At 31.9% G+C, this 18,483-nt stretch carries 20 protein-coding genes; 4 read left to right on the top strand and 16 right to left on the bottom strand.

Annotated features, from left to right (window positions below; translation table 11 throughout):
* Positions 1-141: 141 nt before the first annotated feature.
* Positions 142-321 (bottom strand): hypothetical protein, encoded by a 180-nt coding sequence (locus NQQ59_RS16110; RefSeq protein ID WP_144218612.1) that lies wholly within the window; start codon positions 319-321, stop codon positions 142-144.
* A gap of 566 nt (positions 322-887) precedes the next feature.
* Between NQQ59_RS16110 and NQQ59_RS16115 the strand changes: the two genes are divergently transcribed.
* Both NQQ59_RS16115 and NQQ59_RS16120 read left to right on the top strand, forming a co-directional pair.
* Complete coding sequence (locus NQQ59_RS16115; protein WP_144218614.1) at positions 888-1,511, top strand: hypothetical protein; 624 nt, start codon at positions 888-890, stop codon at positions 1,509-1,511.
* 337 nt (positions 1,512-1,848) lie between these two features.
* Complete coding sequence (locus tag NQQ59_RS16120; protein ID WP_144218616.1) at positions 1,849-2,214, top strand: hypothetical protein; 366 nt, start codon at positions 1,849-1,851, stop codon at positions 2,212-2,214.
* A gap of 135 nt (positions 2,215-2,349) precedes the next feature.
* On the opposite strand, the gene NQQ59_RS16125 is transcribed toward NQQ59_RS16120, so the two are convergent.
* From NQQ59_RS16125 to NQQ59_RS16185, 13 genes are all read right to left on the bottom strand, one after another.
* Positions 2,350-3,702: a GH1 family beta-glucosidase gene (locus NQQ59_RS16125; protein ID WP_144218618.1), complete on the bottom strand. Its 1,353-nt coding sequence runs from the start codon at positions 3,700-3,702 to the stop codon at positions 2,350-2,352.
* Positions 3,703-3,912: 210 nt separating this feature from the next.
* Positions 3,913-4,122 carry a hypothetical protein gene (locus tag NQQ59_RS16130; protein WP_144218621.1) on the bottom strand — a complete coding sequence of 70 codons (210 nt, stop codon included), beginning with the start codon at positions 4,120-4,122 and terminating at the stop codon, positions 3,913-3,915.
* An 11-nt stretch (positions 4,123-4,133) separates the two neighbouring features.
* Positions 4,134-4,547 carry a hypothetical protein gene (locus NQQ59_RS16135; protein WP_144218623.1) on the bottom strand — a complete coding sequence of 138 codons (414 nt, stop codon included), beginning with the start codon at positions 4,545-4,547 and terminating at the stop codon, positions 4,134-4,136.
* An 86-nt stretch (positions 4,548-4,633) separates the two neighbouring features.
* Positions 4,634-5,701 carry a type I restriction endonuclease gene (locus tag NQQ59_RS16140; RefSeq protein ID WP_144218625.1) on the bottom strand — a complete coding sequence of 356 codons (1,068 nt, stop codon included), beginning with the start codon at positions 5,699-5,701 and terminating at the stop codon, positions 4,634-4,636.
* A 166-nt stretch (positions 5,702-5,867) separates the two neighbouring features.
* The gene (locus NQQ59_RS16145) at positions 5,868-6,767 is read right to left on the bottom strand and encodes a hypothetical protein (RefSeq protein WP_144218627.1); all 900 of its coding nucleotides are present in this window, start codon (positions 6,765-6,767) and stop codon (positions 5,868-5,870) included.
* A gap of 4 nt (positions 6,768-6,771) precedes the next feature.
* Entirely contained in the window at positions 6,772-8,040 is a 1,269-nt protein-coding gene (locus NQQ59_RS16150) for an ABC transporter permease (protein WP_144218629.1), read from the bottom strand.
* Between the two features lie 3 nt (positions 8,041-8,043).
* Positions 8,044-8,439, bottom strand: coding sequence for a tellurite resistance TerB family protein (locus tag NQQ59_RS16155; RefSeq protein WP_144218631.1), 396 nt, complete (start codon positions 8,437-8,439; stop codon positions 8,044-8,046).
* Between the two features lie 13 nt (positions 8,440-8,452).
* Positions 8,453-8,704, bottom strand: coding sequence for an excalibur calcium-binding domain-containing protein (locus tag NQQ59_RS16160; RefSeq protein WP_144218633.1), 252 nt, complete (start codon positions 8,702-8,704; stop codon positions 8,453-8,455).
* Between the two features lie 11 nt (positions 8,705-8,715).
* On the bottom strand, positions 8,716-8,937 hold the full coding sequence (locus NQQ59_RS16165) for a DUF4236 domain-containing protein (protein ID WP_144218635.1): 222 nt from the start codon (positions 8,935-8,937) through the stop codon (positions 8,716-8,718).
* 93 nt (positions 8,938-9,030) lie between these two features.
* Entirely contained in the window at positions 9,031-9,189 is a 159-nt protein-coding gene (locus NQQ59_RS16170) for a hypothetical protein (RefSeq protein WP_186296632.1), read from the bottom strand.
* Between the two features lie 144 nt (positions 9,190-9,333).
* On the bottom strand, positions 9,334-10,002 hold the full coding sequence (locus NQQ59_RS16175; protein WP_144218637.1) for a response regulator transcription factor: 669 nt from the start codon (positions 10,000-10,002) through the stop codon (positions 9,334-9,336).
* Positions 10,003-10,008: 6 nt separating this feature from the next.
* Positions 10,009-11,703: a tetratricopeptide repeat-containing sensor histidine kinase gene (locus tag NQQ59_RS16180; RefSeq protein ID WP_144218639.1), complete on the bottom strand. Its 1,695-nt coding sequence runs from the start codon at positions 11,701-11,703 to the stop codon at positions 10,009-10,011.
* Positions 11,704-11,757: 54 nt separating this feature from the next.
* Entirely contained in the window at positions 11,758-11,946 is a 189-nt protein-coding gene (locus NQQ59_RS16185) for a hypothetical protein (RefSeq protein ID WP_144218641.1), read from the bottom strand.
* Positions 11,947-12,296: 350 nt separating this feature from the next.
* Between NQQ59_RS16185 and NQQ59_RS16190 the strand changes: the two genes are divergently transcribed.
* Together NQQ59_RS16190 and NQQ59_RS16195 are read left to right on the top strand one after the other, a co-directional pair.
* On the top strand, positions 12,297-13,274 hold the full coding sequence (locus NQQ59_RS16190) for a hypothetical protein (RefSeq protein ID WP_144218643.1): 978 nt from the start codon (positions 12,297-12,299) through the stop codon (positions 13,272-13,274).
* A 111-nt stretch (positions 13,275-13,385) separates the two neighbouring features.
* Complete coding sequence (locus NQQ59_RS16195) at positions 13,386-13,805, top strand: lipocalin family protein (RefSeq protein ID WP_144218645.1); 420 nt, start codon at positions 13,386-13,388, stop codon at positions 13,803-13,805.
* A gap of 83 nt (positions 13,806-13,888) precedes the next feature.
* On the opposite strand, the gene NQQ59_RS16200 is transcribed toward NQQ59_RS16195, so the two are convergent.
* Positions 13,889-17,908, bottom strand: a complete 4,020-nt coding sequence (locus NQQ59_RS16200) for a PAS domain S-box protein (protein ID WP_144218647.1) — start codon at positions 17,906-17,908, stop codon at positions 13,889-13,891.
* A 12-nt stretch (positions 17,909-17,920) separates the two neighbouring features.
* Positions 17,921-18,370: a response regulator gene (locus NQQ59_RS16205; protein WP_144218649.1), complete on the bottom strand. Its 450-nt coding sequence runs from the start codon at positions 18,368-18,370 to the stop codon at positions 17,921-17,923.
* Between the last annotated feature and the right edge of the window lie 113 nt (positions 18,371-18,483).

Here is an 18,483-nt window from a genome sequence, read left to right on the forward strand (position 1 = left end):
ATTAGAATTAATAGTCTTTTTTTCTTTACAGGAAAAAAAAGAAAGAAAGAGAATAAAATAAAAAAACGGGGACCGTAACATACAAATTTACTTTCCCCGAAAATAGTAATTAATTAGATACTAAAAATATATTTATTAAACTTATGGTTTCAATGGTGGTTTTGTACCATCACCAGGACCATCAGGCTTATCATCACCTGCGTGAATAGGTTTTTTAATCTTTTCGATTTTAGTACCTGTTTGTGTCTCATACTCATCAGGAGTACAAGAAAATATCGTGAATATTAGCGCAAAAGCGATAAAAAGTATTAGTTTTTTCATTTTAATTTAATTTAGAAATTAGACATAGGTATGGCTGTCCGGAATTGATTCGGATCTTGTAATTGCGATACCAAAAATTGTTTTTGGGGAAGTAGAGTGTAGAACTGTAAGACGTAATTTATACTTCCCGAATAAAGTCGGTCTTACGGTTTTCCACAATGTAAATTAGAACCAGTTTCATATTTTTGTTTTAGTCTGCAGACAAAACTTGAACTAATTTCTGATGCAAAGGAAAGGCAGTTTTAGATCACTGTAGATAAGGGATTCCCGGAATTCCTGCGTTTTCCTGGGATTCCCACGAATTCCCAATAAAATAAAAATGCAATGCCTTATTTTTTATTAAATGTTATTTAATTCTAAACCAATCTCTCTTATTATAGATGCAATAAGTCTGACAAAAGTTGGTCGTGGAGATGAAAAAAATATAGAAAAAGTATAGAATTGGAACAGAAATTGAAATTGCTGATAGCGGTTTAATTGTAGAAGTCGAAAATAAAGGCATATAAAAAAAGTTTTGGTGAAAAATGATACATAAAGGGTCAAAAGACGTTCCTAAAAAAGACAAAATGAGTAATACATTAGAAGAATATAAAAAGGCGATTAAAATTAAATACGAGATCGAAAAAGAAGGCGAGTACTTCGATTATTTGTACAGTCCTTCCCGCGGAAAACTTCGCGATTTGTGCTGGATTATTTTCGAAAACAATCCGACCCAAGATGATTTAAATGTGTTTAAAAATTTATTGTGCTTAGATTTTGATCATACCAAAAAGAATAAGTTTAAGGAACAAAAAGATAAGTTTAGACCAATAGAAACCTTTTTTAAAGGAGAAACCGATCCGTCAAATATTGATGCTATAAATCTTGCAGCAATAATGGTCGATTTTCAGCCTCGACCTTTTAAAAAATTTAACGAGAAGTGTAGAATTGAAGAAGCAAAACAAATTAAAAGTATCGGATCGAATGTAATTGTAGAAAATGTTGGCATAGAAAAAAAAGTTTTGGTGAATAATGAACATGAAGAGTCAAAAGAGGTTCCTAAAAAAGGAAGTCTTTTGTTAAATCTGAAAGATATATTTTCTAAAAAAGTGGCTCAGAAAATGTATCCTCGTAGAATAATTACGATTGCAGTTGGAGCGGTTGCTCTAGTGTCTTCTGCATGTTTATACTTTGTGCAGAAAAAAGATTAAATGGAAAAGCATTTTTAAAAATAAAATGCATAAAGCGGTAAAAAGAATAATTTTTTGAAGTGAAATTTGGGCTTTTAAAAAGTGTGTTTTTCGGCATATATTTACTGTTATTTACACTATAAAGATAAGAAAAAAAATCCGTTAAACCTAATAAAAATCAGCGAAATAAGTGATTTTTTCATCTTTTTTTTGACAAAATTTTGCCACTGAAACTACTGATTTTAAAAGCCTAAAAACTTGCTTTTTTCCGACAGTTTGATTCTAATAAAATTAGTTATATTTATAAAAATTAAAAATGATTTTGATTTCAAAGTCATCTAGTAAAAAAACAACTCTCATGAAAAAACTTGTACTATTATTAATTGTTTTAACCACTTTCGGTTGTAAAAAATATGTTGTCTCATTTGAACAACCAACAGATAAGAAACTAGACAATTTGAAACTCGAAGTACTTCTGGATAAAGAGAAAGTTAAAGATATTACCTTAAAAGCAACAGAAGCGATGCCAACTTATGAAACAGCTTCATTGTCGGTATCTGGTGAGGGGAAACACCTGCTTCAGGTTAAGGTTAATGACACGATATTTAATTATGAAGTAAAGTATCCAGAGGAAAGATATATTCTTTTGACAGCGCACTTAAAAAAGAATGGGAAAGTTCATATCGGAATCTTGAAACAGAATTATAAATATAGACTCCGTTAAGAATTTAAACGCAACGACACAAAGAAAAACCGCAAAGTTCGAAAGCTTTAAGTTAGTATAGCTTTGCGAACTTTGCGGTTTGTGTAGATTATCTTAGAAAAAAAATCCTTGCGTTCTTTGCGGTTAAATAAACTCTTAAGATAAAAAGTCCTTAAACCACAATCCAGAATTTTTAATGGTTCGTTTCTGAGTTTCAAAATCGACGTGAATTAATCCGAAACGAGCGTTGTAGCCTTCAGCCCATTCAAAGTTATCGGTCAAACTCCAGACAAAGTATCCTTCAACGTTTAAACCGTCTTTTTTGGCTTTTAAAATTTGTTCTAAGTGATCCTGAATATAATGTGTTCTCTTGATATCGAATACTTTTCCGTTGGTCACTGTATCGGGAAATGCAGCACCATTTTCTGTAATAATGATTTTTCGGATACCTTCGTATTCATTAAACTTTTTAAGGACATGATATAATGCTGGAGGATAAACTTCCCAGCCCATTTCAGTCGAAATTACATTTCGTTTTTCGGCACTTACTAATTCGGCACCAATGTACGGAATCAACATTGCTGATTTAACGATTTCTCTGGTATAACATTGCAGACCTATAAAGTCAAAATCAAATGCAAGATTATTGAGATCATCTTCTAAAATATAACTGTTTAGTTTTTTTAAAACAGGAAGATCTTTTTGCGGATAACCTAATCCTAAGATCGGTTCAATGAAAGTTCTGTTTAATAACGTATCGACACGTTTGGCAGCTTCAACATCTTTTTTGTTTTCTGTCGCAGGTTCGATATGTGTACAAGAAAATGTCGTTCCGATATGCGCATTTGGTATCTTGTTTCGGATAATTTTTGCACCAGCAGCAGTTGCCAAAGTCACGTGATGCATCGCTTTTAGGTAATTTGTAATTCCCTTTTTACCAGGAGCATGAATACCCAAAAAGTAACCAGCGCCAGTAAAAACTGAAGGTTCGTTGATCACCATCCAGTTTTTTACGCGGTCGCCGAAATGCTGCACACAAACTTCTACATATTCTGAAAACCAGGAAACCGATTCACGGTTGGTCCAGCCTCCTTTTAATTCGAGTTCGTGTGGTAAATCCCAATGATAAAGTGTTATCCAAGGTTCGATTCCAGAAGCCAGAAGCGAATCTATAATTTTGTTGTAATAATCAATTCCCGCCTGATTTACAGGATGAATTCCGGTTGGCATAATGCGTGGCCAACTGATGGAGAATCTGAAATTTGGAATATTTAATTCGCGAATCAGATCAATATCATCTTGATAAGAATTGTAGAAATCACAGGCAGTTAGGGCATGATGTCCGTTTTTTATTTTTCCTTTTTGAGAAGTAAAAACATCCCAGATAGAAGAACCTTTTCCGTCAGAATCATGTGCTCCCTCAATTTGGAAAGCGGCGGTTGAAACACCCCACAAGAAATCTTCCCCAAATTGGTTTTTGTTCAAAAATGAGTTTTCAATTTTATTCATTCAATAAGACTTTCCTTTATTTTTATACTGTTTATTAGTGTAGGAAAGAAGATTGCATAGCTCTTAAAAAAAGCCATTCTTTGAATGATACCAGGAATTTTAGATTAAAGAATTTCATAACGATTAGTTTTATTTCAAATTAAGAAAACTAATGTGAATTTATTGTAAAGTGATTATTATCAAATAATTAAATAAAAAAAGGGAAGATTATTAATCTTCCCATCCACAAAGTGTCAAGCCTAGGCCTTGAGCTTTTTTTATTGATGTTTTTACCGTTTCATGACTACAAGATCGTAAACCGCGACAATTTTCATTGTAATGGTATTTTTTTGCACCAGTAGAACCACAGATATATACATTGGTTTCTGGCGCTCGAAATGAAGTTGCACAAACAAAAAGTAGAAGTAAAGTATATTTCATCTGTTTATTTTTTATTGGACAATTAGTTGGTATTCGTTCCCTTTTTTATCAAGTGCTTTAAGTTTTCCGTGTGAGACCCATTCGGTGTTAATCTCGATTTCGCCAATACTGTCTATTTTCAATATTCCAGCGCCGTATTTTCCTTCCGTATTAATATTTCCAAAAACAGAATCTCCTTTAATGTTAATTCCTTTTACATCATAATTATATTCATAATGTCCTGGATTTCCTGTTCTGTATTCGTACTTATAAGTCGTATTTACGTGATAGGTTTTTGACTCTTCAGGTGTAATCGTTTTGCGATCATCTGCTGTAATTGTCGTTTTGTAAAATGAATTTACTTCTGGTAAAGTTGGCGGAGCAGCAGCTTTTTTACAGGAATAAAATGTTACTAAAAAAAGTAAGATGAGGTAGTTTTTCTGCATAGGCGATTGGGGAGTTAGTTTGAGATTTAGAAAGTTTTAGTTAAAATGATAAATCTAACTAGAATTAAGTTTTTTGAAATAGGTACTTATACGGGATTTAATTCTGTTTCGTAAAGAGCGATAGTTTCCAGTAATTCTTTTTCATATTGATAAATATCGTCAATAGAAGATATTGCGATTTTGCTTTCACTTTTATTATTATTGAAAAGGCTTAGATATTTTTTTCCTCCATTTAAATGAAGTCTGCAGAGTGGTTTTCGATTGTTGTCATCCAGTAATATGCCAAAATACGATTGCGTATCACGATATACGATTCTGCTGATTGGTAATTTGCGACGCAAAATAGCAACTACGATACGATAACCATCAAGTTCTTCTTCGGTTGTAACAATTTTATTATCATCTTCAGCAATATTTATTTCTTCATCTTGTTGTTTAATAGTTTCTTTAGTTAAAGCTGCATTCAAACGATCATTAATTTTATCATTAATGAATTGACTAACTGATTTTTGAACCAAATCTTTAAATTCATCAACCACTTTTTCAGTCAGTCTTCCTGTGTAAATTTTACTTGCAAATAATTTTGTAAAATCGTTTGAAGGACTTTCTAATTCAGCATTAATAAGCTTTTTAATTTCTTTAATATATTTTAGAGAGCTGGCATTGCTGACAATATTATCGACGTCAAAATTGGCTTTATGAAATTTTGCAATTTCGTTTATCGTATTTTCTTTTAGATTACAGATGTCAAATTCTAAAAATGGTTTTTCATCCATCTTGTTTTGATCATCTAAATCAGTAAAGAACTGATAATTTATTCCGTTTGTTAAAAGTGCAAATCGGGTTTTTGTAACATGAAAATAACGGAATAATTGCGAGTTATGAACTGTTAGCTTTTCTTTCCAGCTTTTGCACTCTACAATTATAATAGGTTCTCCATTTTGAAAAATGGCATAATCAACTTTTTCACCTTTTTTTAAGCCTAGATCTGCTGTAAATTCAGGCACAACTTCTAGCGGATTAAATGCATCATATCCAAGAATGTTTATAAATGGTAGAACAAAAGCATGTTTAGTAGATTCTTCTGTTTCAATTTTACTTTTTAGCTGATTGATTTTATCTGCTAATGATTTTAGTTGAATATTCATTTCCATAAGTCTGTAGTTTAAATTAATATTCAAATGTAAAATCAATCAAAACCAATATTTTATGGAAATCCGTAATGGTACAGAATTTTTAAATTATAATTTTTTTGAGATGGATTTAAACGGAAAAAAGAGGACAATGAAGTTCCTCTTTATAAGACATGGTTTTTGCTTTTTATTCTTTTTTTAGAATAAAATTTTTTATGATTTTATCCATATTGGATGGCAGGTCTGCATTTTTAATTTCGAAATGTTTTATTTTCATTTCAGAAAGCCATTTGGTCCAATAGGCTTTTATAATTTTTTCTTCAAACGGATTATTTTTGCTTGGATTTATTCCTAAAACCAAGACTTCAAGACTTGATAAATCGGTATCAATTTTAATGAAACCAAAATTTTCCTTTTCAAATTTTTTCTTCCAGTCTTTAGTATTTAGACCATTTTGTTTGATTAGTTGAGGTGTTAAATAACTCGATAAATTTTTATCTTTAATCTGAGTTCCTTCATAAAACATATATCCATCTGTTAAGATAATCAAGATGTTTCTAAAATCCTTGTCCACACATTGATCTTGCACTTTACTATCAAAAAAATTCCAAATATCCGAACCAATATATTTATCATCTTTAATTGCTGATTCATAAATAACCTCTGTTTTTGAAGAATAAGTATTGTTTATAGAATTCAGAAATTGTTTCGAGGCATTGTCTTTAGTAACATTGATTCTCAATTCTTTCGAAATGGAGTTAATTTTAGGATTTTCAGGTTCGGGATTAAAGAACAATTGCATTTTATCATCAATCTGTCTCATTCTTTTAGATTTTAAATGCTCTGTAAAAGCTTCAGAAGCCGATTTTATATATCCTAAATCTCTTTGGTATATTTCCATAGTAGGATTTGGATTTTTTTTAAGACTTATTCTATCTGATAAATCTACTAGAATACTAATGTTGTAGTTTTCTGAAACAGAAGTTTTAATAGTATTTTGGCTTTCTTCTTTCTTTGTTTCTTCCTTACATGAAAAAAATAAAATCAGTAGTAATGACACCAAAATTTTGAGTAAAGTATTTTTCATAATATTAGTTTTTAAAATATACTAAATGCTGAAAATCTGGGTCAATTAGATTTAATCTTCCTAAATGTTCTTCTGATAAGTTTTCGCAATTTTCAAGTAATTCTACTTTTTCTTTATGAGGCAAAGCTATTTCTGTGTTAATTGCCTGAAACCATCCTTCTTTATACTGATGATGATAATGAAGGTATTCTTTAACTGGGAAAACAAAGCCATCAATTTTCAATTGAAGTTCTGATATTTTACCATTTATAGTCACGATTTGTTCTTTAAAACCATTGATTTTGTTTACATAATCCGTTTTGAGTTTTTCTAGGTTAAGTAAATTTTCTTTTTTTCCTCGTATAAAAGCTCTGATTTTATCAATGTTTTCAAATTCTTTCATTACAAAATCAAATACAAGTCCCCAGATAATGTACACGACAAAACCTGCAAAAATGATCATCCAGAATTCTGGTTCGCCCAAAGCGATGTTTAGGTTATAAGGAGACGATTCGGTTGTTTTATTGAACTCATATATTTTTTTTTCAATGATATAAGCTAAAAGTGAATCAAATAAAAAAGTAATGGCGAAAAGTGCCACAAGTCTGAAGATGTTTTTTATTCCTTTTCCTTTTTGAACCATATGTATTACATAACCTAATCCCATAAAAACGAAAGGAATAGTTGTAACCAAAACTCCTTCAAGCCAGCTTGCTTTAAAAGCGTTTGTAAATGCATCAGCGTCAAAGATTGCAGCTGTTAAACTATCATTTGAAAATTCCTTGAAAAATGCAGAATAAGAAGCAGAAATGTAGAACACTAAAACATATAAAGTAATGGGCAGCAAAAGAATCAGACCAATATAAAATTGAGCTTTAAGACCTTTTCCTTCTTCAATCCCGAATTTATCTGGATTACGTTTTACTTCGATAATTTCGTTTTTGATTTGATCGATGTTTTCGTTGATGTTTTGTTCTTTTTTTTCAAAAATTCCAATGGCAGTTTCAGACTTTTTCAATTCGGTTCTGTTCTTTTCCTGTTCTTCACGATATGGTTGTTTCAGCCTGTCTTGTTCCATTTTTTGTTTTCGGCATTGATCTTCAAAACTCATGTATAAATTTTGAAGACATGCTTTTAAAACAATAGGTTTTCCTGTAGCTTTTACCGATGCGGCAAAACCGCTCTGGTAATACGTAATTCTAATTTGTTCTCTATCTTCTTCATTTTCTTCTAAAATTTTAAAGGAAGAATCTTCAGATTTTTTTAAACTAAATAATTGCGATAGTGGTTTCATAATTTAAGTGTTTAATTGACTAATAATTTCTTCTTTTCCAATGTTTTTCTGAACACAATCAATAAGATAGTCAGATAAGTCATTGATGTTTTCTTCAATGAAATCAAATTTTCTGCAATACTTTCTCAGCATATTTAACTCGTCATCGGTAATTTTTCCATCGGCCCAAATAATTCTTGTAAGATCGTAGAGATATTCAATTTTGGTATTTAAAGCTTCAGGAACAATAAAATCGGTATTGACAGGATTTAGAAAAAGTTTATCGAGCTCCTCTTTCGGAATTCCTCTTTCGTCTGCAAAATGATATAACATTTGAAGTTCTAATACATCAAATTGATCGTCTGATAATGCCATTTGATATAATCTTAAAAAATGGCTTTTTAGTTCTAGTGTTATCATGTTTTTGGTTTGTTTATTTTAAATTTTCGCATGCAATTCCATCTCCATCCGCGTCTAGATTTTTGTAGCACTTTTTGTTACTATTATAAGCGGCTTGTGCCTGTGCTCTAGTTGCAAAATCACCACAAGTTTTAGTCGGACAATTTGATCCTGAATTAGAATTAGAACTTGTTTCTGCTGAGTCTGCTGAATCTGAACAAGAAATTATAATGCCTGTCAACATCAATAAGGAAATAGAAATTGTTATGATTTTTTTATGTTTCATTTTTGAGTTATTTAAAATTTGTAGATTAAAAATGTAAGGAGTCCTGTAAAGACAAACAAGATAAGACATCCGCTGTTTTGGTATCGAATCCCCGGAATACCTGTTTTTGTAGAATATCCATTTTTACTAAAGGTTCCCATTTTGGTTCTAAAACTCGGAGAAATTCCGGATTTACTTATGTTTAATCCAAGTCCTCCTCCAAGTTTGATTCTTTTTTGAAATCGAAAGCCCATTATTTTTTAGATTTAGTTGATTAAAGATTTTCTGGTTGTTGAAACTTCTCTCGACGCATCTTTAATTTTCATGTCAGTCGAAGTTGGGGATGGTTATTTTCTTTTTTTATAATGATTATTAGTACTTGAGTTTTTGTACTTTCCTCCTTTATGAGAACTTCCTTTTCCTCCTTTGTAATGACCACTTTGGGCTTCAATGCTTCCTCCTAAGATTAAGAAGAATAGACTAAATAAAATAGCTGCTTTTTTCATAATTTTAATATTTAATTAATTTTTACAATCCAAAAGTAGAACCAATCAAAACCAGTATTTTACGGAAATCCATAATCTGTAATTTTAAATTCTAGCAATAAAAAAAAGCTCCCGAAGGAGCTTTAAAATGGAGTGAAAAGGAACTTAGATAATTCCCATATCTTTTGTAATTGAAACCAAATGAACAGTATTATTGGCTTTAAAAAAGTCTTTTAGTTTTGCCAATCTTTTTTCCATGGCACTTTTGCTATTGGGTTTCACATTAGAGTTTTTAAAAATTTCTATAATTTCATCCTGAGATGTTCCCACAGATAAATATTTTAAAATTTGAATATCGACATCATCTATTTCGTAGTTGCCTTTTTCCTGAAGTGCAGAAGCAACCTCGGAAGAAATAAATTTCTCATCGGAAGTCGAAATTATTTTAATCGCTTTTTTGAGATCTTCAATACTGTTTCGGCTTTTGAGTACAAAGGCATTAATTTCAGAATCTTCAAAAAGTGATTTTATACGAAGATTTTTATCCTCAACAGAATAGGCAATGATTTTAATATCAGGCTGAAGTTCACGAACTTTTTGAATAAGTTCGTCACCACTTTCAATTTTTACGTCACGATGATCTTTTTTAAACGAAAGATCACTAATTAATAAATCGTATGGCTCATTGTCCTGAATGGCTTTTCTTATCTTAAGAAAAGCATCGTCACAATATTTTGCGTGTTGAAAATTGTCAATATTAAAATCATTCAAGGTTTGTTTAACAGCTAAATTGAATTCTTCAAAATCCTCGGCTATTATTACTTTTTTAAACATAGGCTTTTATTTAGGCATTGTTATTTTTACTCTAAAACCTTTATCTGGTTCAGTGTCAAAAGTAATAGTTCCTTTACTAGACAAAATACGGTTTTCCATATTTAGCAAACCATTTTTTACAATTTTATCTTTTTGAGTGCCTTTTCCGTTATCTGTGTAGTCAATAAAAATTGTTTTTCCGTCGCCGCCAAACTTTACTACAACTACCAATGCTTCACTATGCTTTTTCATATTGACCATTAATTCCTGTAAAACTCTATAAATCGTAACTTTTTTAATTTCCTCAATCAAATCCCAATTTACTTTTTCGATGTTGTTAATAATAACATTTCTATTCTCACTATTATAAGTTGAAAGCATCTCTTTTAAATGGAGTGCATAATTTGTTTTAATATCAATACTATTGTTTTCTTTTGAAATGCCACGGACACGAGCATAAATATGATCAAGTTTTTGAACCAGCGTTTCTCTTGTGCTTTCAATCTCCAAAGGCTGTGTCTGTGTAAAAGTTATGGTGTTAAAAACATCATTTGCCAATTCATCATGAATGTCTTTGGCAATTCTGGTTTCGGTATCGTAAGCCGTTTGTAATTTTTCAGTACGGTTTTTATTTCGGTAATATTTTCTGAGATAAAAAATGAGCACACCCAAAAATAGAGAAATAGTGATGAATAAATATTGCTGATATTGCCCGCGCTGAATCGAGAGCTGGTTTTCAGCATTTTTTAAACGAAGTTTCTGGTTTTCGTCTTTTTCTTTTTTAGAATCGTATTTGATTTTAGCAAACTTATTTTTAAAGTTGTTTCTAACTTTGATAATGCTGTCATTTATAGTGATATAATTTTGAGCATATTGCAATCCAGCATTATTTGAAATTAAAAGGGATAATGCTTCCAATCGTTCGTCTACACTATTAAGTTGGGTTGCTATTTCATAAGCTTTTTTTGCATATTGATTGGATGTTTTATTATCGGTTTTTGCATAATATTCTGCTAAGCGAGTATAACTTACTATGCTTCCATAAGAATCGTTAATTTGTTTTCTCAGTTTTAGACTTTCAAGCATGAGTTGAAGACCTTTTTCATTTGAACCTTTTTTAAAATAAGCGAATCCAAGATTGTCAATTACTCTTGCCTTGCTTTTTAAAAATGTATCAAATTCTTTAGTTTTTAAAATTCCTTTCAGAATTACAATAGCCTTATCATATTTTTTTTGCTTGATGTAAAGTACAGCAATATTGTTTAAAGGAGATTGTTTGGTCAGCTGATCTTTGGAATCCTTTATTGCCTGATTGTAATAAAATATTGCATCATCATAAATTGCAAGTTCTTTGTCTGCAATTCCGAAGAGGTTGTTAATTGCGGACTTAAAATTGTTATCATTTTTTACATATGGAAGTGCTTCTGTTAATGTCTCTTTACTTCCGTAATAGTCGCCATTTATTTGTTGTATGTTAGCCATTTGAATCAAATTATAGGCAACACTTGTACTATCTTTTAAATATTCAAATGCAATTTTTGATTTGTTGAAATAGTAAAAAGAACTGTTGTAATGGCTCTTTTGAAATTCTTCTGCGGCTTTTTGTTGTAGTTTTATGGTTTCTTTTCTGCTGTAATCGGGTGGAATTAAAGCATCTGTTTTTTTCTCACAAGAAGTAAAAAGGAGGAAAATAAAAAAATAAAAAAACGGGGATCGTAACATATATCTTACTTTCCCCGAATTTAGTCATTTATTGAAAACAACAAATTTTATTTTTTATTTTTTTGGAGGTGGCGGAAGATTAACAGGATCATCTTCTGGCCCAGTTGCTTGTGCTCCTTTTAACGGAATAGTATCATTTTTTACCTCAGTTTTGTTTGTTGTTGTCTCAAATTCGTCAGCAGTACAAGAGAATAATGTAGTTGACAATAGCGCGCACGCTCCCAATAGATATAATGTTTTCATTTTTTTTATGATTTAAAAGTTGAACATGGGTATTGCTGTCCGGAACTTTTCCAGGTTGATTTTAAATGGCAATACCAAATTTTGTTTGGGAAGTGAAGTGCGTAGAACTATAAAACTTTATTTATACTTCCCGGATAAACTCCGTTTTACGGTTTTCCGCACTTGGTTACTTAACTAGTTTTGTACATTTGTTTTTGACCTGCAGATCAAAACATTAACTAATTTTGTTGAGGCAAAGTTATATGAGGTTTAGAGCTGTAGTGATACGGAATTCCGGGATTTCCGAACTAGTTTTTTGGAATCCTTATTATTCCTTGAAATTCCTTATAATTCCAAAAAAAATAAAGCCTATGAGTAACTATACTATTGAAGATTTATACAAGAATGCCGTTAAAAAAAAATATGAAGAAGTTAAAAACGGTGATGATCATGTTTATTTAAATGCTCCAACAAGAGGGAAACTAAATAAATTATGTTGGGAGATATTTGAAACGAAACCAGTTTCTACAGATGATAAAGTAGTATTTAATACTTTGCTAGGATTTCCTTTTGATCTAAATACAAAGAATAAATTTAAAAGCAATACAAATCAATTTCGACCTATTGAAACTTTTCTAAAAGGAGAAACCGATCCCGATAAAATTGAGGTTGTCGATCTTGCAGCTATTCTTGTTGATTTCCAGTTTAGACCTTTTAACAAGTTTAGAAGGCAAATTGATCCAGAAGATTTGAAATTAATAGAAGAACTAAGGAGCCCAATTATTCCCGATATAGAAATTTGTAATGAAAGTTTAGGCCATAATGAAGAAGGCGAAAGTAATATTGATTCAGAAACAATTCCTGATGCCGAAGAATCGGCTCAAATCGAAAGAGAAGAATCTGAACCAACTGAAAGTGATGAAATAGAACAACTTCCAACAACTATAACAACTTTTGTTAATATGGATAATCCAAAATCTAATATATTTAGATATCTAGCAATCGGAGCGGTTTTTCTTGGTTTAGGATTAATCATTTATTTAGTCTTACCTAAAAAAGAATGTATACAATGGTCTGGTGATCATTATGAAGAAGTGAGTTGTGATTTGAAAATAGAAGGAATAGGCACATTTAATTCACCTGAGCCTTACGATGAAAGAATTATAAATCTTCGAAGAATTAAGGTTTGTGATACAACTGTTTTCTTCAAAAATGAAAAAGCTATTGTTTGGTATGCAAAGGTGGGAGATAGTGTTGAGTTTTTTAATACACATGGCAATCATCCTGAGAATGGGAGAGCATTAAGACCTGTAACGCAATATATTTTAAACAAATACCTGAAAAAGTAAAGTTAAAATGCGATTTATGTAATATTTATCTGAAATCGTGGAATTTTTTGTAAGATGATACATTTAATTTAGCAGTATTAAAATTAAATACAAACGCAAAAAACAATCCACATGAAAACAAGAAAATTATTATTCGTATCAGCCTTAAGCTTAGGATTATTTGCCGCATCATGCAGTAGCGACGATAATGAAGGAGAAACAATAATTCCGATACAAGGAAAATATAACCTAAGTAAAACAGGAACAGTTTCGACTGATGGGACAGAGGTGTTAGTTGATGCACCACAAAATGCACCTGGATGTAGTAGAGATTATTTAGATTTAAGATTAAGTAATGCAGCAGTTATAGGAGATTATAATGGTTCTGATTGTGCCTTAGTAGAAACAACAGGAACTTATGTAAGATCTCACAATGATTTAACAATTACTATTGGGAATGTAAGTTCAACCAGTGATATCATGAATCTTACCAACAAAGAATTAAAATTGAAAGACAAAACAACTGGTATTATAACAGTTTATACCAGATAATTTCAATTTGTTTTGAACTAAAACTAGAAACGGAAATAACTTATAAAGCTATTTCCGTTTTTTTTTATGGGATTTTGAATTTTTTAGTTGACTGGAATATAAATATCAAAAGAAGCTCCTTTGTTTTGTACGCCCGAAGCTGTAATAAAGCCGTTATGGTTTTCTACAATTTTTTTTACGATTGCAAGACCAATTCCAGTTCCGTTGTAGCGGTCTCTTCCGTGTAAACGTTGAAAGACTTCAAATATCTTTTTGTTGTATTGTGATTCAAAACCAATTCCGTTGTCCGAAACTTGAATGTGACAATAGTTTTTATAAGACAATAATTTTTCAATATTGAAATCTTTTCCAGTCTTAGTTTCACTTTTGATTATAATTTTAATCGGAGTTTCAGGATCTGAAAACTTTAGTGAATTGCTTATCAAATTATACAATAATTGCTTGAACTGAAACGGAATAATATCTACTTCTGATGTTTCGTTTACTTCAATTAGAGCATTTTTTTGTTCTAGTTCTTCTTTTAAATCTTCTTTTACTTCTTCAATAATTTGTACAAGATCTGTTTTTACAAAAACACGTTCCTGAATATTAGTTCTCGAATAAGAGAGCAAATCGTTAATCAAAGTCTGCATTCGCTGAGCGGCATTTTGCATTCTTCTAAATTTATCTAATCCATTTTCTGATAAATTAACAGCTTCCTTTTCTATAATCTGCGAAGCGAAAGTCTGAATTTTTCGAAGTGGCTCCTGTAAATCATGACTTGAAATATAAGCAAAGGACTGTAACTCTTTGTTCATTTCTTCAAGTTCATTGTTTTTCTGCTCCAGTTCCATAGCATTCAACTTTAAGGTGTCGTCTGCTCTTTTCTTATCGGTTAAATCGTGTGTCACTTTTGAGAAACCAATAACTTCACCTTGTTTATTGTGAACAGCTGTAATGACAACGCTTGCCCAGAATAAATTTCCGTTTTTGCGTGTACGCCAGCCTTCGTGAATTGCTTTTCCTTTTTCTCTTGCACGCTGTAAAAGTTCTTCAGGAAGGTTTCTTTCTTGATCTTCTTTGGTATAAAAAACAGAAAAATATTTTCCGATAATTTCTTCTGCTTTATAACCTTTTATTTTTTCAGCACCAACATTCCAATTTTCGATAATACCATCTCGGTTGAGGTATAGAATGGCATATTCCTGAATTTCTTCTACCATTAAATGATAACGCTCTTCACTTTTTCTAAGCGATTCATTCATCTGAATTAATTCTCTTGTTCGAGCTGTAACCTGTTGTTCGAGTTCGTGTGTAAAGGCTTTTTCAGTATGAATATCGGTAAAAGCGCCAACCCATTTTATAATTTTATTATCAATATTGAAAACAGGTTCTCCAATGACAGTGTGCCATCTATAACTGCCGTCTTTTCTTCGCATTCTAACATCGCATCGATACATTTCTCCAGTAAGAAGTGCATTTTGCCAGATTCTAACGTTTTCTTGAAAATCTTCTGGATGTATCATGGCTTCCCAAGCACCTTCAACGCCAGGTTGGATTCCAGTATATTCAAGCCATTTTCCTGAAGTAAATAAAGCGCCACCTTCTGCATCGGTTTCCCAAATTAACTGCGGAATACTTTCGGTAAGAGAACGGAAACGCATTTCGCTTTCTTCGATTTTTTTTCTGGCTTCTACTTTTTCGGTAACGTCAATCAAGGTCATTCTAACTCCTGAAATTGAATTGTCACTTTCGCGAAGTGGTGCAAATTCAAGATCAACATAAAATTCTCGGCCGTCATTTTCATCTTCAATAAAGAGAAGTGATTCTGATTCCGAATATATAATTCCAGTTTTATAGACTTCTTTTAGTATTTTGCCATAAGGCTGTGTTTTGAGCTCAGGGAATATTTCGAATAATTTTTTTCCTTGTACTTCTGTTTCTTCTTTTTTCCAAATATTATTCAGTAGAACAAAATTGGCCATTTCAACAACAAAGTCATCACCTCTCAAAATTGCTTTTGGCACAGGCGACTGCATAATAAGATTGCGCAGTTTCTTTTCGCTTTCTTCTATTTTCTGTTTATATTTTTTCTCTTCGGTAATATCACGAATGGTTCCAATAAGTTTTTCTGGCTCCTGATTTTCATCGTAAAAGACTTTTCCTTTGCCTTCAACCCAATGGATAGATTGATCTTTCCAGATTACACGTACTTCATAATTTAAAAAGCCAGAACTTATAGCTTCTTTGAAACCTTTATTTCTAATATGTAAATCATCTGGATGCAGATGCGCCAGTAATTCTTCGTGAGTTAAATTGATCTTTTCTTTATAGCCGCCGATAATTTCGAGATATCTTTGAGAATAAATTGGGTTTCGGGTTTTTACATTCAATTCCCAAGTTCCCAATTCACTGGCTTCGACAACAATTTTAAGACGATCTTCATTAAGTTCTATTTTTTTTCGGGCTTCGACCTTTTCGCTTACTTCTGTAACAGTTACTAAAATTCCAGAAATGGTTCCGTTTTCTTCTTTTAATGGGTTATAAAGAAAATCAAAATAACAAATTTCGATTCTTCCATAGCGATTAATGGGAACTGGAACTTCATTTCCATGAAAGGGAATTCCTGTATTTAATACACCGTCTAATAAGTCACGAACTACTTCTTTTACTTCTGGAAGAGATTCATATAAAGGTTTTCCAACAAACGATTTCTCTTCTCGATCGATTAATTTAAGATACGCTTCGTTGGCCATTTCAGCTACATAATCAGGACCACGAAGAATTGCAATTCCTACAGGAGCTTGTCGAACGGTATCTCTAAAACGCTTGTCGCTTTCTTCGATTTTTTGTTTAGCCAAGAATAAATCCGTGATTTCTACAGCAGTATTCATTACACCGTAAACTTTTCCATTTGTATCGTAAAGAGGCGTAAAACTGTAATTGAAATAAGAGGTCTTTAATACATTATCAACCAGAATATCAATTCGGGTGTTTTGAGAATGAAAAGATTGTCCTGTTTCGTAAACGGTTTGAACTTGTTTAAAAATAGGAGCATCTTTTAATTCTGGAAGAATTTCGGTATAGGTTTTTCCAATTACGTCGGGACCTTTTCCCCAAATTTTTATAATAGATTCATTGGCTAGTTCAATACGCATTTCTTTACCTACATATACTCCAATAGGAAAAGGAGCATTTTCTACCAGCTGTCTGATTTTCTGTTCGCTTTCTTCTACTTTAGAACGTGCCAGAACCTGAGCTGTGACTTCGGTTGCAATTGCAGCAACGCCCGAAATGGTTCCGTCAGCTTCTCTAAGAGCTTCATAAACAAAATTGACATAGGTATTTTCGGTTTGGCCGTTTCGGTTTAATTGAACAAAATTTTCGTTGGTCATAATTTTTTTACCATTTGTAAAAACAGTATGAAGAATTTCATCAAGACCTAATTTTTTTAATTCAGGAAGTGTTTCAAAAATGGGTTTGTTAATAATGCTTTTTTCAGTTGTTCCCCATAGCTGAATCATCTGCTCGTTGGCAATTTCAACAATATGATTTTCTCCTCTAAAAATGCACATCGCCACTGGAGCCTGCATAATATTATTGACAAATCGTGCATTACTTTCCTGAAGGGCATCTGCAACGATTTTCTTTTCTGTAGTTTCTATTACAGTCACTAAGATACCGCCAATAGAGCCATCTTCTATTTTTATTGGACTATACGAAAAATCAAAAAAACAATCTTCTGTATAACCGTTTCGATGAAGCGGTACTTTAAAATCAGGAAAACTCACTGCTTTACCTTTCATAACATCTGTAAACATAGGACCAATTGTATCCCAGATTTCAGCAAATGTATTTTGAGAACTTCCGCCTAAAGCTTCAGGATGTTTGGAAGCACCTAAAATAGGACGAAAAGCATCATTATATAATTGTATATAGTTTTTTCCCCAGGCAATGTACATTCCAAAAGGATTGCCGAGCATCATGGCGGTCATTGTTTTTAAACTCTGCGGCCATTTTTCGGGATCACCCAAAGGTGTTTTACTCCAATCTGCGGAACGTATTAAGCTTCCCATTTCTCCTCCATCGGAAAGAAAATAATGCTCCTTTTTATTGCGGTTCATTAGAAGGCAGATTTAGGGTTGTAATATGAAGTTAGCTCTTTCGGGCTGTTTGAAATTGTTCTCCGATGCAGTCGTCAGCGCTATTTCAATAACTCTCTTTAACTTGGAAAAATCACCAGGTTTTCGAATATAAAAAGAAGCGCCATTTTTATACAGATTATTTACAATCTCACTATCCAAAGAGGTTGAGAAGATAATAACGGGCAATTTTTGTAGTTTTTCATCTGCTTTAATTTCTGCCAGGCATTCTAATCCGTTTTTTCTTGGCATGTTTAAATCAAGGAAAAGTACATCAGGGAAATTAGTTGTCGTATTTGATTTTAAATAATCCATCAATTGTACACCATCGTGCACCACATAAAGTATTGCATTTATTGACGTCTCGTCGAGAGCTTCTTTAAAGAAAAGGCAGTCATCATCATCATCATCAGCCAGCAAAAGATTATAGCGCTCTGTATTCATTTTCTTATAAAATCAATTTAGGGTTATATTTATTTCGTTAAATTTAACTTTTTTCGTTCAGATTTCCTGTTTTTTTACAAAGAATGTTTTTAACCGTCTAACAAAATGAGGAA

This window comes from Flavobacterium panacis (genome assembly GCF_024649945.1).
Classification (GTDB): Bacteria; Bacteroidota; Bacteroidia; order Flavobacteriales; family Flavobacteriaceae; genus Flavobacterium; species Flavobacterium panacis.

Excerpts from the sequence above, each read along its gene's own strand:
- NQQ59_RS16110 (WP_144218612.1), bottom strand. The coding sequence starts at position 321 with ATGAAAAAACTAATACTTTTTATCGCTTTTGCGCTAATATTCACGATA.
- NQQ59_RS16115 (WP_144218614.1), top strand. The coding sequence starts at position 888 with ATGAGTAATACATTAGAAGAATATAAAAAGGCGATTAAAATTAAATAC.
- NQQ59_RS16120 (WP_144218616.1), top strand. The coding sequence starts at position 1,849 with ATGAAAAAACTTGTACTATTATTAATTGTTTTAACCACTTTCGGTTGT.
- NQQ59_RS16125 (WP_144218618.1), bottom strand. The coding sequence starts at position 3,702 with ATGAATAAAATTGAAAACTCATTTTTGAACAAAAACCAATTTGGGGAA.
- NQQ59_RS16130 (WP_144218621.1), bottom strand. The coding sequence starts at position 4,122 with ATGAAATATACTTTACTTCTACTTTTTGTTTGTGCAACTTCATTTCGA.
- NQQ59_RS16135 (WP_144218623.1), bottom strand. The coding sequence starts at position 4,547 with ATGCAGAAAAACTACCTCATCTTACTTTTTTTAGTAACATTTTATTCC.
- NQQ59_RS16140 (WP_144218625.1), bottom strand. The coding sequence starts at position 5,701 with ATGGAAATGAATATTCAACTAAAATCATTAGCAGATAAAATCAATCAG.
- NQQ59_RS16145 (WP_144218627.1), bottom strand. The coding sequence starts at position 6,767 with ATGAAAAATACTTTACTCAAAATTTTGGTGTCATTACTACTGATTTTA.
- NQQ59_RS16150 (WP_144218629.1), bottom strand. The coding sequence starts at position 8,040 with ATGAAACCACTATCGCAATTATTTAGTTTAAAAAAATCTGAAGATTCT.
- NQQ59_RS16155 (WP_144218631.1), bottom strand. The coding sequence starts at position 8,439 with ATGATAACACTAGAACTAAAAAGCCATTTTTTAAGATTATATCAAATG.
- NQQ59_RS16160 (WP_144218633.1), bottom strand. The coding sequence starts at position 8,704 with ATGAAACATAAAAAAATCATAACAATTTCTATTTCCTTATTGATGTTG.
- NQQ59_RS16165 (WP_144218635.1), bottom strand. The coding sequence starts at position 8,937 with ATGGGCTTTCGATTTCAAAAAAGAATCAAACTTGGAGGAGGACTTGGA.
- NQQ59_RS16170 (WP_186296632.1), bottom strand. The coding sequence starts at position 9,189 with ATGAAAAAAGCAGCTATTTTATTTAGTCTATTCTTCTTAATCTTAGGA.
- NQQ59_RS16175 (WP_144218637.1), bottom strand. The coding sequence starts at position 10,002 with ATGTTTAAAAAAGTAATAATAGCCGAGGATTTTGAAGAATTCAATTTA.
- NQQ59_RS16180 (WP_144218639.1), bottom strand. The coding sequence starts at position 11,703 with ATGTTACGATCCCCGTTTTTTTATTTTTTTATTTTCCTCCTTTTTACT.
- NQQ59_RS16185 (WP_144218641.1), bottom strand. The coding sequence starts at position 11,946 with ATGAAAACATTATATCTATTGGGAGCGTGCGCGCTATTGTCAACTACA.
- NQQ59_RS16190 (WP_144218643.1), top strand. The coding sequence starts at position 12,297 with ATGAGTAACTATACTATTGAAGATTTATACAAGAATGCCGTTAAAAAA.
- NQQ59_RS16195 (WP_144218645.1), top strand. The coding sequence starts at position 13,386 with ATGAAAACAAGAAAATTATTATTCGTATCAGCCTTAAGCTTAGGATTA.
- NQQ59_RS16200 (WP_144218647.1), bottom strand. The coding sequence starts at position 17,908 with ATGAACCGCAATAAAAAGGAGCATTATTTTCTTTCCGATGGAGGAGAA.
- NQQ59_RS16205 (WP_144218649.1), bottom strand. The coding sequence starts at position 18,370 with ATGAATACAGAGCGCTATAATCTTTTGCTGGCTGATGATGATGATGAT.